Source organism: Kutzneria sp. NPDC051319 (genome assembly GCF_040682195.1).
In the GTDB taxonomy this organism is placed as follows: Bacteria; Actinomycetota; Actinomycetes; order Mycobacteriales; family Pseudonocardiaceae; genus Kutzneria.
On the sequence record NZ_JBFBAM010000075.1, the window covers coordinates 1 to 14,604 of the forward strand.

At 70.1% G+C, this 14,604-nt stretch carries 13 protein-coding genes and 1 pseudogene; 6 read left to right on the forward strand and 8 right to left on the reverse strand.

Annotated elements, in window-relative coordinates:
• Positions 1-109: 109 nt before the first annotated feature.
• The gene (locus AB0M73_RS41315; RefSeq protein ID WP_043733181.1) at positions 110-427 is read left to right on the forward strand and encodes a MerR family transcriptional regulator; all 318 of its coding nucleotides are present in this window, start codon (positions 110-112) and stop codon (positions 425-427) included.
• A 94-nt stretch (positions 428-521) separates the two neighbouring features.
• On the opposite strand, the gene AB0M73_RS41320 is transcribed toward AB0M73_RS41315, so the two are convergent.
• Positions 522-962: an ATP-binding protein gene (locus AB0M73_RS41320; protein WP_363903564.1), complete on the reverse strand. Its 441-nt coding sequence runs from the start codon at positions 960-962 to the stop codon at positions 522-524.
• Between the two features lie 344 nt (positions 963-1,306).
• Here AB0M73_RS41320 and AB0M73_RS41325 point away from each other — a divergent pair.
• Positions 1,307-1,420 (forward strand): annotated as a pseudogene (locus tag AB0M73_RS41325) (hypothetical protein); the annotation flags it as partial.
• A gap of 39 nt (positions 1,421-1,459) precedes the next feature.
• On the forward strand, positions 1,460-1,642 hold the full coding sequence (locus tag AB0M73_RS41330) for a hypothetical protein (protein ID WP_363903567.1): 183 nt from the start codon (positions 1,460-1,462) through the stop codon (positions 1,640-1,642).
• Between the two features lie 4 nt (positions 1,643-1,646).
• On the opposite strand, the gene AB0M73_RS41335 is transcribed toward AB0M73_RS41330, so the two are convergent.
• The 3 genes from AB0M73_RS41335 to AB0M73_RS41345 form a co-directional block, all read right to left on the reverse strand.
• A complete protein-coding gene (locus tag AB0M73_RS41335) occupies positions 1,647-2,876 on the reverse strand; it encodes a chitinase (RefSeq protein ID WP_363903570.1) in 1,230 nt (409 codons plus the stop codon).
• A gap of 19 nt (positions 2,877-2,895) precedes the next feature.
• Positions 2,896-4,362 carry a carbohydrate binding domain-containing protein gene (locus AB0M73_RS41340; RefSeq protein WP_363903573.1) on the reverse strand — a complete coding sequence of 489 codons (1,467 nt, stop codon included), beginning with the start codon at positions 4,360-4,362 and terminating at the stop codon, positions 2,896-2,898.
• A gap of 177 nt (positions 4,363-4,539) precedes the next feature.
• Entirely contained in the window at positions 4,540-5,952 is a 1,413-nt protein-coding gene (locus AB0M73_RS41345; RefSeq protein ID WP_363903576.1) for a ricin-type beta-trefoil lectin domain protein, read from the reverse strand.
• Positions 5,953-6,152: 200 nt separating this feature from the next.
• On the opposite strand from AB0M73_RS41345, the gene AB0M73_RS41350 reads away from it, so the two are divergent.
• The 3 genes from AB0M73_RS41350 to AB0M73_RS41360 all read left to right on the forward strand — a co-directional run bounded on the left by AB0M73_RS41350 (position 6,153) and on the right by AB0M73_RS41360 (position 11,303).
• On the forward strand, positions 6,153-6,836 hold the full coding sequence (locus AB0M73_RS41350) for a G1 family glutamic endopeptidase (protein ID WP_363903579.1): 684 nt from the start codon (positions 6,153-6,155) through the stop codon (positions 6,834-6,836).
• A 189-nt stretch (positions 6,837-7,025) separates the two neighbouring features.
• Positions 7,026-10,322, forward strand: coding sequence for a hypothetical protein (locus AB0M73_RS41355; RefSeq protein WP_363903582.1), 3,297 nt, complete (start codon positions 7,026-7,028; stop codon positions 10,320-10,322).
• A gap of 156 nt (positions 10,323-10,478) precedes the next feature.
• Positions 10,479-11,303 (forward strand): MarR family transcriptional regulator, encoded by an 825-nt coding sequence (locus AB0M73_RS41360; protein WP_363903585.1) that lies wholly within the window; start codon positions 10,479-10,481, stop codon positions 11,301-11,303.
• A 45-nt stretch (positions 11,304-11,348) separates the two neighbouring features.
• Here the strand turns inward: AB0M73_RS41360 and AB0M73_RS41365 are convergent, their stop codons facing one another.
• The 4 genes from AB0M73_RS41365 to AB0M73_RS41380 form a co-directional block, all read right to left on the reverse strand.
• Entirely contained in the window at positions 11,349-12,566 is a 1,218-nt protein-coding gene (locus AB0M73_RS41365; protein ID WP_363903588.1) for an MFS transporter, read from the reverse strand.
• A gap of 168 nt (positions 12,567-12,734) precedes the next feature.
• Positions 12,735-13,025 carry a DUF4342 domain-containing protein gene (locus AB0M73_RS41370; RefSeq protein WP_363903591.1) on the reverse strand — a complete coding sequence of 97 codons (291 nt, stop codon included), beginning with the start codon at positions 13,023-13,025 and terminating at the stop codon, positions 12,735-12,737.
• Positions 13,026-13,219: 194 nt separating this feature from the next.
• Complete coding sequence (locus AB0M73_RS41375; protein ID WP_363903594.1) at positions 13,220-13,525, reverse strand: hypothetical protein; 306 nt, start codon at positions 13,523-13,525, stop codon at positions 13,220-13,222.
• 303 nt (positions 13,526-13,828) lie between these two features.
• Positions 13,829-14,602 carry an ABC-2 family transporter protein gene (locus AB0M73_RS41380; RefSeq protein ID WP_363903597.1) on the reverse strand — a complete coding sequence of 258 codons (774 nt, stop codon included), beginning with the start codon at positions 14,600-14,602 and terminating at the stop codon, positions 13,829-13,831.
• Positions 14,603-14,604: the final 2 nt, after the last annotated feature.

Consider the following 14,604-nt stretch of genomic DNA (forward strand, 5'->3'; position numbering starts at 1 on the left):
CCCGCGTAACCAGAGACCCGATCTCCCGGTGGTTTCATGGGGGTAAAACCCAACCCCCGGGGCCCCCGGCGCGACAGGCGCGGGGGCCCCTCGTGATGTGGAGGTGTTGATGGTTCCAGAACCCCGCAATTCCGGGGACATGTTCGACGACGAGCACTACCCGGCCTACACCATGGGCCGCGCCGCGGCGATGCTCGGCACCACGGCCGGGTTCCTGCGCAGTCTGGACGAAGCGAAACTGATCAACCCGCAGCGGTCCGACGGCGGCCACCGCCGCTACTCCCGGTACCAGCTGCGTATCGCCGCCCGCGTGCGGGAACTGGTCGACCAGGGCACCGCCCTGGACGCCGCTTGCCGCATCGTGACCCTCGAGGACCAACTCAACGAAGCCCAACGCCTCAACACCGAGCTCCGCGACCAGATCTGACCGGCCGGGCGCCGGCACGAGCGGAGCGAGTGGACCGTGTGGATGACCTGGCCGGACACAGCCGTGCCAGGGCCGGCAGGTCATCCCGAGTCGCTCAGGCCGTTGACTGCGGGCACGGCCAGCGCATTCGCACCAGTGTGCCCGAGGCGTTGCGACACAACTCGACCTCGGCGGCCAGCTTCTCGATCATCAGCAACCCGCGCCCCCGCCACGACGGGACCGAGTCCGGCTCTCGGGCCTTCCACCGACCGTGATCGGCGACGACGACGGTCAGGATGTCCGCCTCGCTGTCGGCGTGCAGGTCGAACACCCGGTGTGTGGCGCCGGCGGGATACGCGTGGTCGATGACATTGGCCATCGCCTCGTACACCGCCAGTCCGATGTCGTCGACGATCTCCCGCGACCGACACACCGCCCGTGCCCAGCGCAGCACCGCCGCTCGGACCGCCCCGGCCTGCTCGGCGACTGCCGGCACCGCACGCAGGTGCAGGGCCGTTTCCACGGGATCGGTCGGCAAGCTACCGGGATCGTCCACCCGTTCCCCCATCTCCGCTCGGCGAACCTCACCGTGACAGTGTGCCCAGCCAACCCCGGAACTATCCCGACGCAGCCGGAGCCGGTGGTGCTCGACCTGAACAGCGTGACGTTCCTGGCCCCCGGCGTTCGGTCAGCACGGCTCAGCCGGCGCGTCCGGACGGCACCTGAGGAGCGCGCCGGCAAGTGGCCAGCGACACCACGGCGGGTGAGTGATGCCGACGCGAGCCGCGATCGCCTCCAGGCGCGCGCCGGCCAGGCCCTGCGCGCGCTTCCGGCGCCGTCGCCGGCAGCAACCTCGCCGACGTCGCCGTCACCCCCGATGGCTCCGTTCTCTATGCCGCCGCCGGTTCCCAGACCTCCGTCGCCGGCTTCGCCACCACCGACCTCGCCTCGCGCGGCGCGTACTCCACCGGCCACTTCCCGAACGCCGTCGCGAGCTCCACCGACGGCCAGTACCTCGCGGTCGGCATCTACTCCGCCGACCACAAGGTTCTGGTGTTCAAGGTCGGCGGCACCACGCCCGTACGGGCCGACGGCCTCTCCAACAACACCACCGCCGCCCGCGGCCTGGTCTTCTCCACCGACAGCAAGAAGCTGTTCGTCATCGTCGACGGCGTGGACGGTCCCGCGCTGAAGGTCGTCGACGACCCGACCGAGGGCCGCAGCCTGCTCTGCTGAGTGCTCAGCAGGCGCCGTTGTCCTGCCAGATGTTCCACGCGATCGCCGAGCCCGGCGTCACGCCGGTGGACCAGTAGGTCGCGGTCCACTTGTGGCTGTTGTACGAGACGACGTTGCCCGGCACGTACGAGGTGCTGGTGCTCCACGCGGCCAGGCCGGCGCAGCCGCCACCGCCGGGCGGCGTCGTCGTGGTGGTCGTGGTGGGCGGCGGCGTGCCGCCCCCGCCGTTGCCGCCGTTGTAGGCGTCGAAGATCTTACTGAAGTCCAGTGTGGACTGACTGATGTTGGTGCACGACGGCAGGCCGCTCACCCCGCCGCCGCACGGCTGGTCGCGGTCGACGGACCAGAACGCCAGCCGGCCGATCCCGTTGGCATTGGCGAAGTTCACCACGGTGTGCGCGTCGTTCTCGGTGAAGATCTCGGCCGCGTCGTCGTTCTGGCCGATCATCGGGGTGATGCCGATGTTGCCGTAGGTGTCGGACGACCACAGGGTGCGGGCGAAGTTCAGCGTCGCGGTGGCGGCCTGGGTGGCGTAGGAACCCATCTGCGGGTTGCCGTCCCAGCTGCCGTAGTAGTCCATGGTCATCACGTTGATCAGGTCGAGCCGCGCGCCGTCGGCCTTGGCGGCTTGCAGGAACGACTGCCCGTAGTTGTCGGGACCGGTGGGCAGCACCGGAATCGTCACCGACACCACCAGGCCGGGGTTGGCGCTCTCCAGACTCTTGATCGCGGCGAACCGGCGGTTGAGCGAGGCGGTGTCGGCGATCGCCGCGCCCTCCACGTCGAAGTCGATGTGGTTGACATGCAACGTGTTGATCACCGACTGGTAGGCCGAAGTGACCTGGTTGGTGTCGGTGCAGGACTGGGCCAGCTCGACGCCGCCCGCGCCGCCGAAGGACACGATCGCCTGCGCCCCGGCCGACTGCGCGGAGGCGATCTCGCCGTTCACGGTCGGGTCGTTGGTCACCGGCAGCGTGTCGCCCCAGATAGGGGTGCAGCCGGCGCCGATCACGAACGCCGCGGTGAACGCCTTGAGCCCGGCACCGCTGATCGCGGCGTTCAGCATGGGTTCCTGGTTGTTGGTCATGTCGACGTACGGCGCGACGCCGTAGCCGGTCGCCGCGGGGGCCGCGACCGCCTGGCTCTGGCTGGTCGCGCCGGCATAGCCGATCAGGCCGAGGGTGAGCAGCAGCCCGGCGGCCGGCAGGGCTGCCTTGGGGCGTAAGGATCTCATCGCGATACCTCGCAGGGGTTCAGTACTGTGTGATGATCTTGGTGAAGTCGTAGGCGTTCTGCGTGATGTTGCTGCAGGTGCCCGGCGCCCAGTTCTCCGGAACGCCGGCGGGGCACTGGAAGTCCCGGTTGACCGACCAGTACGAGAACCAGGCGGGATGGTTCGCCCTGGCGAAGGACAGCAACTGGGTGAACGTGTCCTGGGTGAACAGCTCGCTGGGCTGGTCGCTGTGCCCGTTCATCAGCTGGAGACCCAGGTGCGCCCACGCCGTCGCCGCGCTCCAGCCGTAGATCGACGCCAGTTGGGACGCCGCCGTGGTGGCGATGTTCTCCGTCTGCGCCACCTCGGCGCCGCTGGTCAGTCCGGTGTCGAAGTCCATGATGTTGACGATGTCCAGCCGCGCGCCGGCGGCGACCGCTTGCCGGATCTCGTCCGTGCCGCTGCCCGGGAAGCCGACGGTGGTCATCGGAATCGTCAGGGAGACAACAAGATTCGGGTTGTTGCGCTCCAGGATCGCGATGGCGCCGAAGCGGACCGCGGTGTTGGCGTCCAGCGCGCCGTTCTCGTAGTCGAAGTCGACGTGCTTGAGCTGGTACTTGGTGATCACCTGCTGGTAGGCGCCGGCCAGCGCGGTCGCGCTGCCGCAGGTGCTGCCGAGCTCGGTCCCGTTGTAGCCGCCGAAGGACACGGCGGCGTCGCCACCGGCCGCGCGGATCGCGTTGATCTGCGTCGCCACCGCGGTGTCGTTGGCCACGAGCTGGGTGCTGCTGCCGTCCCATGCCGGCGTGCAGCCGCCGGAGTCGAGCACGAACGCGAGGTTGAACTCTTTCTCCCCGGAGCCGGCCACGATGGCGCTGATCGACGGCGGGTTGTTGTCCAACGGCATCAGGTACGCCGGATGGCTCCAGCCGGTGTTCGGCGGCGGAGTGACCGTGGTGGTTGTCGTCGTGGTGGTGCTGGTCGGCGGAGGAGTGCTGCCGGACGGTCCGGCAAGGGTGACGTCGTCGGCGTAGTAGGTGGCCTGGCCGTACCAGCCGTGCACGAACACGGTGACGCTCGTGGTCGACGCGCCGGTGGTGAAGGTCGTGCTGAGCTGCTGGTACGACGGCGCGGACTGGGTCCAGGTGCTCGCGCTGACACCGGTCCCGGTCGCGCCGAGGTAGACGTACGAGCACTGGACGAACGCGGTCAGCGTGTACGCGCTGTTCGGCGCGACGCTGATGGTCTGCGTGCACTGGGCGGTGGCGGCGCTGGACGGCGCGCCCGCCAACGCCTTCGCGCCGGCGTGCACCGGCGAGGACACCACGGACGCGGTGCCGGCGCCGCAAGTCCAGCCGGTGAGGCCGGACTCGAAGCCGGGATCGGCCACGAGGTTGGTCGCCGCGGTGGCGGACGGGGCGATCGTCAGGGCGGCGGTGAGGAGGGCGGTCATGGCGGTGGCGAGGGCCGCCGCGATGCCGAGGCGGGTGCGTGACAGGGAAGGCATGTGTTCCCTCCAACGGCGGCGGTGGGTACCACCCTGAAAGTGGACTAGACCACCGGCCGCCGTCAAGTGCTGTCAACTGTGAACGCCCGCCGGGCGCGGACCACCGGGCTCGGTGGTCCGCCCTGGGTTTCTCCTGACGGCCACACCAATGCCCGATTCGTCACTATCCACAGTGGACTAAAGCAGGGTCCAGCGCTGGTTGGCGCCGGCGTTGCAGTCCCAGATGATCAGCTGCGTGCCGTCGGTGGCCGATGCGCCGGGGTCGTCGAGACACCTGCCGGACTGCACGCTCACCAGCGAGCCGTTCGCGCCGGAGGACCACTGCTGGTTGACGCCGCCGCTGCACGTCCACAGCTCCACGTGCGTGCCGTTCGCTGTGTTGCCGCCCGTGACGTCCAGGCACAGGCCGTTCAGCCGCAGCGTGCGATCCGGCATCACGGTCCAGTGCTGCGCCGCGGATCCGTTGCAGCTCCACAGATCCACGGTCGCACCGGCGGTGGCCGACGAGTTGTAGTCGTCCATGCACTTGCCGGCGACCCCGGATGGCACCGGCCCGGCCAGCAATCCGGTCTGCTGCCGGATCAGCGCGGCGACCAGGGCGTGGCCGGGAAAGTCCGTCATCACCACGCCGACATGGCTGGTGGCGCCGCCGTCCAGGTAGTCGACGGCCTTCGGATTCATGCCGGCGGCCATGTCGGCGGGGTTCGCGCCGAACGGCGAGCAGTTCGCCGACAGGTACGTGGTGTACATCGCGCCGGAGGTGTTCGCCTTGGCCATGTTCGACTGCGCCTCGGCCCACTTGCTGTTGAGGTCGCACTGCGTCCAGTCGTTCTCCACGTACTGGCCCCAGTCGCCGGTCGTCAGCTGGGTCAGGCCGTAGCCGCCGTAGACCTGGCCGCGCGGGCCGGTGAACGTGGTCAGCACGATGTGCCCGCGCGCCTGGCCCAGCGTCGGCATGTCGGCGGTTCCGTTTCCGCTCACCGACGGCGCGTAGAACAGGCCGGGGTAACGGGACACGTAGCCGTCGAAGATCCGGACCCGGTCCGCCTGGGTGATGGTGGACGGATCGTCGGCGCAGTGCCCGATCGAGCCGCTGCCGCTGCCGCCCTCCGTGGAGTCGCCGTCGCATTCGCCGTGCAGGTCCATCAGCACGGACTCCCCGGGATGCGCGGACAGGAAGGTCTGGGCGTGCGTGAGCACGTCGTCGAAGTTGGCGTTCTGGTAGACGTCGGTGTGGTGGACGGCGAACGCGGTGTTGTTGTTCACCACCCGCACCCGGATGTCGATCGCGCGGATGCCGGCGTTCAGCTGCGCGTCGAGAGTCGCGGCGCCGTCGCCGTGATCCTCCTGGGCCTCGTAGTAGGACGGGAACAGCCCGCCGTGGATGGCGAGCGTGTCGTGCGTGCCGGGAATGGACAGCGTGCCGAGGCCGGTCTGCGCCGGCAGGCCGGCCATCCAGTCCGGATGGCTCTCCGCGGTGAGGCTGTTGAACGCGTCCGTCGACGACGAGGGCTGTGCGGAAGCGGTGCCGGAGAAGGCGACGAGCAGGAGCAGGGCGGTGGACAACACGGGCACGGCGGGATGCCGCATGGTCTTCCTCCATCGGATCGGTCCACAAACGACCCGTACGGTGGACTGGACCAATGGCGGTGTCAAGCGCTGTAACGGTTCCGCTGACAAGATCGGACAGGACCGCCCGACAACGTTGACGGCGAAGGCCGAGCACCGCACGCTTCCGTTGTCCCCTAACGACAATCGACGGGCCGCCACCCGAGCAGAAGGGTAAGGCCATGCGATCAACCCTGCCGATCGCCGCCGCGCTCGCCACCGTTGTGCTCACCGCTGGCGTCGCCCAGGCCGCGCCGGCGATCAGCAACGGGCTCTACGCCGGCTACATCGCCTACTCCGGCCACTACACCGCCGTCAGCGCCGCCTGGACCGAGCCGACCGTCAGCTGCGCGGCCGGCGAGCGTTCCTCGGCGACGTTCTGGATCGGCCTGGACGGCTACGGAACCTCGGACCTCGAGCAGATCGGCACCGCCGTGGACTGCTACTCCGGTCCGCCCGCCTATTCCGCTTGGTACGAATGGTTTCCGGCCGCCGGGGTCGGCATTCCCAACACCGTCCGGCCGGGCGACCGGATGAGTTCGTCGATCACCGCCAACGGCAGCGACTTCACCATGACGTTGACCGACAGCACACAGAGCTGGTCCCGCTCGTTCACCAACACGATCTCCGGCGTGCCGCTCAGCTCGGCCGAAGTTGTCGTGGAACCGCCGACGGTCGGCACCGGTCCGCTGCCACTGGCCAACTTCAGCTCCGTCACGTTCTCGTCGGCCTCCGTCAACGGGGCGCCGCTGGGCAACTCCACCAACGGTAAAACGGAGATCGACATCAACGGCAGCGGCCCCAAGACGTCGACGACGTCGCTGTCCGGCGGCAACCAGTTCACAACGCGGTGGTTGACGCACTGAGGGCACACGACCCGTCGCGCACGCGCGCGACGGGTCGGCCGGTGGCCACGTCAGGTGTGAGCGAGGAATCCTGACTTCGGCACGCTGGTGACGTCGCCCACGGCATCACGGCGGCCATCTCGTCGTACCACGGGTGAGCCGGGGGAAATGCCGTTGTGCGTGGGCATTGATGGGGAACAATCTGCGCCCATGGATCTGGAGGAGTTGTCGGCTCGACTCGACTCACTGGCCTATCCGGCACGCCAGCGAGTCCTCGCCGACACGGCACGCTCGCTGGCCGGGTCGCCGACGCTGACCGCCCTGTTGGCCGAGCTGGAGGCGCAGCCCGGCATCGCCCGCATGTGGGCCGTGACGATGGCGGTCGTCGCGGGTGACCAGACCTGTCTGCAGCGCTGCCTGACCTCGCCCGACATCGCGGTGGCGGAGGCCACCGTGAACCACTGCGTGCGGCAGGGCCTGCACCTCGACGTGATCGCGGCCGTGCTGCCGACCGCGCCGCTCGCCTGGCGGCGCTCCCTCTACCGGGCCATGCGCGGCAGCGAGAACCTCGACTGGGCGAGCAGCCTGCTGCCTTCGGTGCGCAAGCGGTTCGGCGACCACGAGGCGGCCGCCATGCTGCCGGCATGCGACGCGGACACCGTCACGACGCTGCTGCCCGAGTTGGACTTCGCGGTACCGAACGTGGACCTGCTCGCCCGCCGTCATCCGACCGTGCTGCTTGATCACCTGCGGCGCCGGCTGACCGACGCGGGCGAGGCCGAACGCGCCACCGTGTGGGCGCGGTACAGCCCGGCGGTCGGCGATCTTGCCCGGCACGACGTCGGACAGATCCTCGACCTGGTGGAGCGGCTGGGCCCGGTGACCGGGTTGCCGACCGGGGCCGGTCGCTGGCTGGTCATGCTGGCCAAGGCCGACCCGGAGCGGGTGGCCTCGATCCTCGCCGACCCCGATCGGCGGATCCGGTTTCACCCCAGCCGAAGCCTGTGCGAGGCGTTGCGGCAGGTGTCGGACACGTCCTTGGCCGCACTGGTGCGTGCCACGATCGGCGACCATGGTCGCCTGACCACGCTGCTGCGCCGATTCCCGCCGTCCCGGCGGACCGCGGTGTTGGACGGCGCACTGGATGGCCGGGACATGGTCGCGGCCGGACTGCCCACCTCGGTGTTGGATCTCCTGCCGTGGCCGGCACGGCATGCCCACGCCCGCCTGCTGCTGACCACTCGGATCGTGGCCGACGACCCCCGGACCCTGCTGGAGGTCACCGCCAGGCTCCCCTGGGCGGAAGCCGAACCGGTGCTGCGCGCGCGGACTGCCCGCTCGGTCGCCGCGGAGCGCGAGCACGCCTACGTGCTGCTGATCGGCGCGGCGAGGGCCACCCGTGACCCGAGCACGCTCGGGCAGGCGTTGGCGTCGTTGACCCGACTGTCCAACGAGCAGGATCCGGTCCGCCGCGCCGCGCTGCAGGCGATTGCCGCGATCCCCGCCGGGCTACTCGCACAGTCCGACCTGTCGCAGCTGGAGAAGATCGCCACCGACGCCCTTGAGGCCAGGGACGCGTCCTGGATCACGCGGCAGGCCGTGGAAGCCGTGGCCATGAGCCTGATCCGACACGGCGCGACGACGACCGCATCCCCCGTGCTCGACTGCGGCCTGCGGATCATGGACCTGGCCGGCGGCCACAACCGCACGCTCAACCTGCACGCCCTGGACCGCAACCTGCCGCACGGTGCGGAACACGCCGTGTTCCAGGTGCTGCGGCCACGCATCGCCGCCGACGCGCGAGTGGACCGCCACGAACTCGCCCTGTCACTGGCCGCGGGCCTGCGGCGACGCGCCTGGGCCATGCCGGACCTGCAGAACTACCTCGGCACGGCCGTCACCGCCGCGGACGACGGCACGGTCCGGCGCGCGATCGACCTGTGGTTGGCGCCACCGGCCACCCGATCCGAACGAGTCGAGATCGTGTTCGGCCGCGACCCGTCGACGATCACCGTCGGCTCGGTCGCGGAGGCGATCAGCCGCCGACGCACCGATCTGGTGGATCGCGTGCTGGCGGGTCCGGTGCACGGCCGGTTCGTCAATCCGGGCGTCCGGCTCGTGCCGATCTTCGACGACTCGCTGCGGCACTGGCTGCCCCGTCAGGTCGCCCGCTATGCGGAACTGTTGACCGACCTGGCGACCGCACCGGAGAAGACTGTCTGGGAACGAACAGCCGCCGTGCGGCGGCTGGGCCGCCTGCCCGGGGCGGGAGCCGACGCCGTGCGGCCGTTCCTCTCCGACGACGAGGTGGCCGTCGTCGAAACCGCCCTGGCCGCGTTGGCCTGGACCGATCGTCCCGACCAGGTGCTGGGCGAGTTGCTCGGCTACGCCGACACCGATCGTGCCCGGGTCGCGGTGCACGCGGCGACTCGCTGCGCCCGCGCCGTCGCACCGGACGTGCTGCTGGCTGCCCTGCGGCCGGTGCTCGCCGGCCGAAAGGTGACCTCCCGCAAGGAGGCCGTGCGGCTGATCGCCGAGCATCGCACGCCCGGCGCGGTGGACCAGTTGACGGCGTTGTGGGCCGACCCGGAGCTGCACCGCGATGTCCGGCGCAGCATCGTGTCGGCGGCGCGGTGGGTGCTGGACGACGATCGCATGTGGACGGTGCTGGCCGAGGCCACGACGGCCACGCCCGCTGTTGCCACCGCCCTGGCCGATGCCGGACCGTTCACGGTCGCCGAGCGCCACCGGGCCCGGTACGGCGTCCTGGTCCGCACGGTGGCGCGTCACCCCGATCCCGACACGGCCCGGGCGGGGTTGGCCGCGTGGCCGGCGTGGGCTGCCTGGGACCACGGCGGCGCGGCATCGCTGGCGACCGTGATCCACGACCTGGACAACACCGCCACCTGGCGGTCAGCGGTCGACGGGCTGATCACCGCCTGCGCGGTCACCGGCGACCCCGCGCCTCTACGGGCCGCGGTCGCGGCGTTGGCCGGCGCGGACGACGTCATGGATCCTGATCGGGACCTGCCGGCTCAGCAGCGGGTGAGCTATCTGGTGAAGGGCCTCGCCGCACGCGTCGACATGTCCGGTGAAGCCCTGCGCGGTGCGGCGGAAGCGCTGTCCGAGGTGCTGGTCTCCACTACGGACCACCGTACCGACGGGCTCACGCTGGCCGTGGCCGCGCTGCCCAAGCGGGGCGACCTGCTGCCGGCGTTGCGACGGATCGCCACGTTCGCGGATCGGCCGGTGCTGGCGTGGTGCGTCACCGACCGGGTGGAGAGCTGGCTGGCCGCGCACGATCCGGGACGTCCGTCGTTGCTGTCCACCGCCCGCGACCTTTCGACGACGGCCGCGGGTGCGCTGCTGGCCGCCGGCATCTCCAGCCAGGCCGGCCAGTACGCGGGCTGGCCGGCGCCGTGGCGTGATCTCGTGCTGGAGCTGCGCGAACACGCCGACCCCGACGTACGCCAACGCGCCCGACGAACTGCCATGGCACCCGAATGACGCGGTCATCGCCGTGCTGACGCACGTGGCGTCACAAGGCCCACCCGACGCTGCCCAGAAAGAACCGGCCGGAGTTGTCGAATCCGGGCCGTCTCGTTCGTCGCACAGGTGAGACAGCACCCACCGGGGCGCCGTCACGACCCATCGGAGAGACCGATGTCGCACCCTCTGACCAAGGTCCACCGCATGTTCGAGCTCATCGAGCCGATCGCCACCGTCACCTACTCCGAGGTTGCGAACGAGCCGTTCCTGGCCGTGGGCATACGCAACTTCTGGGACGGCTATTTCGCCGGCCGGGCCGCTCCGCTGGGTCTGGCGCCGGCCGAGGTGGTGCACGCGGTCTTCTACAACTTCGCCGACGGCGAGGTCGCGCGCCACATCCCGTGGGTCTGGGGGAAGATCACCCCGCAGGAGGCGATCGCCGTGCGCGAGCGGGGCAGCACCGCCGCGCTGCGGCAAAGGCTCGGGGCGCTCGCCGACTCCCCCGGTCTGGCGCGGGCCGCCGACCTCGCCGTCCGAGCCGCGGTCAGCGCGCCGACCGACGGCCGGGCGCTGTACGCCGGGCTCCGGGCCCTCGACGTGCCCGAGGAGCCGGTGGCCAGGCTCTGGCACGCGACGACGCTGCTGCGGGAGCACCGCGGAGACGGCCACAACGCCGTCCTGCTGGCCAACGGCGTCGGCGGCACTGAGGGCCACGTCCTGCTCGCCCTGTCCCTCGGCATGCGGGCGGAGGAGTTCGGCCGGATCCACCACCTGCCCGCAGCCCAGCTGGCCGCCGTCATCGACGGCCTACGTGCCCGCGGCCTGGTGAACGCCGCCGGCGGCTTCACCACCGCCGGCCGGGAGATCAAGGAGCGGATCGAGGCCCTCACCGACGAGCTGGCGGCACCGGCCTACGACGTGTTCAGCGCAGATGACCTCGACGAGCTGATCGCGGCGCTCGAACCCCTCGCCGCCGCCGCGCAGTCCGCCGACCACTGAACGCAGGCCAGCTCGGCAAGCTCCACCGATCGCTCGTTATCCGGCCTACTCGTCCGTAACACTGGCCAGAGCACGATTGTTCAGCACGGGATAGAAGACCAGCGTGACCAGAATGAGAAAAACACCAGCGGCGACATACGAGACCTGGACGGCGAACAAGCTGGCGAGAATGCCGCCGAGTCCCGCGCCGACCGGTCCCCCGGCCATTACCACCAGTCTGCTCGACGAGAGCACCCTCCCCAGCAGGTCACCAGGCACGATCTGCTGACGCAGGGTGCTCACCACGACTTTCTCCGCGGTCATCAGCGCACCGGTCGCCATCATCATCGCGGCCGCAATCCACACATTGGCGACAAGTCCGAGAACCAGAATGGCCGCGCCCACGCCGGCCTTGCCCGTGAGCATCACCGTGCCGGGGCCGAACCGCTTGCTGACTGCCGCGGCGGCCAGTCCCCCGACCGTCGCGCCGACCGTGGTGGCCGTCAGCAACAGACCGAAACCGAAATCCGGAAGTCCCAGGTCCTCCTTGGCCAACAGCGCGAGCATCGCGAACTGAGCGGTGACGGCCACGTTGCCGAGGCAGGAAACCGTGGCCAGCGCCCGCAGGGTCCGGTTGCCGAACAACCACCGAATGCCCTCGACGATGTCGCTCCGCACGCTCTTGCGCGCAGCGTCGGGCGTCTCCTTCGGCGCGGCGTCCGTCCGGATCGAGAAGATCAACAGGCCGCTGGCGGCGAACGAGAGAGCGTTGCCGGCGAACGGCAGGAAGTTCCACAGGCCGAACAGCGCGGAGCCGAGCGGAGGCCCCGCGAAGTCCTCACCGTTGCTCTCCGCTGCGGCGATCCGCCCGTTCGCCGTGGCCAGACCCCGCGGATCCCGCGACACGAAGTCGGGAATGGCCGACTGGGCGGCGAGGTCGAAGAAGACCTGGCCGATGCCCAGCAGGAACGCCGCGAGCACCAGCCACACCAGGTCTACCCGCGCGGTCAGGACCAGCACCGCGACAGCGACCATGACGACGAACCGGCCCAGGTCGGCCCACACCATCACCCGCCGGCGGTCCAGCCGGTCCACCACCACACCGGCGTGCAGCGACAGCAGCGCCCAGGGGATCTCGGCGGCCATGACGACGACGCTCAACGCCATCGGACTGCTGGTGCTCTGCAGGACCAGCAGGGGCAATGCGGCGGCGTGCATGCCGGTGCCGATGGCCGACACGAGCGTGGCGCCGAAGAGTCGGTGGAATCGGCTTCCCAGTCTCACCTTGACGTTGCCAACCCGATTCTCAGCCATGCTCATCCACGGGCTGGCACCGTACGGGGCCGACTTTCGCCGGCCACTCCCGAGGTCGACCGCGGGAGCGGCCGGAAAAGCCGCTCGGAGGTCCAGCCGGGCCCCCTGCGCCGGTGGCTGGACAAACCCCGCCTGCTACTACACCTGCTCGGCGTCGACCGTCGTCGCGGGCTGACTGCCGGACTTCCGGCGGTCCTCGAACTTGATGCCGCACTTGCCGGCCAACGCGACACCGGCACCGACCGTGGTGGCCACCGGAGCAACCAGAGCCGCCACCAGCCCGAGAGCCATCGGCACCTCCAACACCACGTCGTCCTTGCTGTCCCGCACCACCACGCGACGGTTGATGCCCTCGCTGACCAGCCCGCGAACGGCGTCGACCACCGAGTCGACGGCGGTACGGGTGTACTCGGGCTTGGATTCGCTCATGACTCTCCTCGAACTGCGGATGTCCCCTTGCACCTCCAGCGTGCCCGCGGGCCGAGCACGCTGCCATCAGGGTTTCCCCTGATCCGCGCCTGATTCCCTCGCAGGAACGATCCCGAGGTGAGGATCAGGGGCCTTCCCGGACAGGCCCCGGCGTCGACTTCGACGGGGACTTGCGCCGGTCCTCGCCGAGCCGGCTACTCACCGAGCATCGAGCGGCGGATCTCGGCCAGCCGGTCCTTGCCCGCCTGCTCACGGTCGGCGATCTTCTTGTCCAGGGCTTCCGCCGTGTTCTCCGTGCCCAGCCCGGCCAGCTCGGCCGAGCCCAGCGACGTCGTGTACCGGCTCTCGATCTTGTCCCGGACGAAGTCGAAGCCGGGCACGCCGCTCTCGTCGTAGTCCGGATCGGGCAACGACGGCGCGGGGACCACGAGCGCGGTGGTCGAGGTGTCGTCGACGACCTCGCCGTCCACCACGTCACGCTCCTGCTGGTGTTCGTCCATCGTCGTCTCCTCACGGCCGGTCTGACCTCCGACCTTAGCGCCAACCGAGCCGCCTGGCGGTCGGCGCCCGCACGGTGCGGGCCGCAGCGATGACTCTGGACGGCACAGACCGGCACGGCGGGGACCAGCGTGTCGCGTTCGTAGATCGCCACCGGACACGTGTCCTCCATGAAGGCCACTGTCCACAATAGACTCGATGCACGGAGCCATTCCGGACGAGCGCGGCTCGCACCGCCGTCGACCACGAACCACGTCCTTTCGCACAGCGGAAGGGTTTCGCCGCGGATGTTTGGCTGACAGTCTCTAGCTCGTCGCGCCGGTGTATCGCTTCAAACCCTGCCGCCACACGACTGTCGCCACCATCACCGCGACGACGCTGGTCCCCAGGGCGGCCACGACGGCGGTCACGTCGAGTGTGCCGGCCAGTGCCCGCGCCGGCACGGTGGCGATGAGCGCGACCGGGAGGACGTAGGTGAACAGGAGCCGGACCGGGCGGGCGTATATGTCGGCCGGATAGCGGGCCAACTGCCAGGTGTTGCTGAACAGGCTGTGGAGATCGAGGCGAGGGGCCCAGAAGGCGATGCTGGCGAAGATCATGCCCACGGCCCACATCGTCACGGTCGCGGCGGTCACGAGCGCCAGCCAGAGCGCAACGGCGCCGAGACCGGGTGGGCGGGCGCTGAGTCCGACGACGACCAGCCCCAACGGGATCTGCACGCCGGCGAGCGGCGTGGCGGTGCTCAGGCTGACCAGGAACATGCTCGGCGCCGGTCGCAGCAGGTGGTGGTCGAGCCCGCCGTCACGGATGCCGCGGGTGGGGAACGCGGCGAGGTTGGGGTCCACGAAGGTCGCCTTGATGCCGCTGAGCAGCTCGAAGGTGCCGATCAGGACGATGACGTCGGATTCGCTCCAGCCGGCGAGGCTGTCGGTGCGGGAGAAGATCACCAGCGTGGTCGCGATGGTCGACAGCAGGGCGACCACGGCCAGCCCGGTGTCGAACAGCAGGTTCACCCGGAACGCCACGGTCTGCCGCAGCGACAGGGAGAAGCCGATGCCGAGCAGGCGCAGGAGTCTCACGG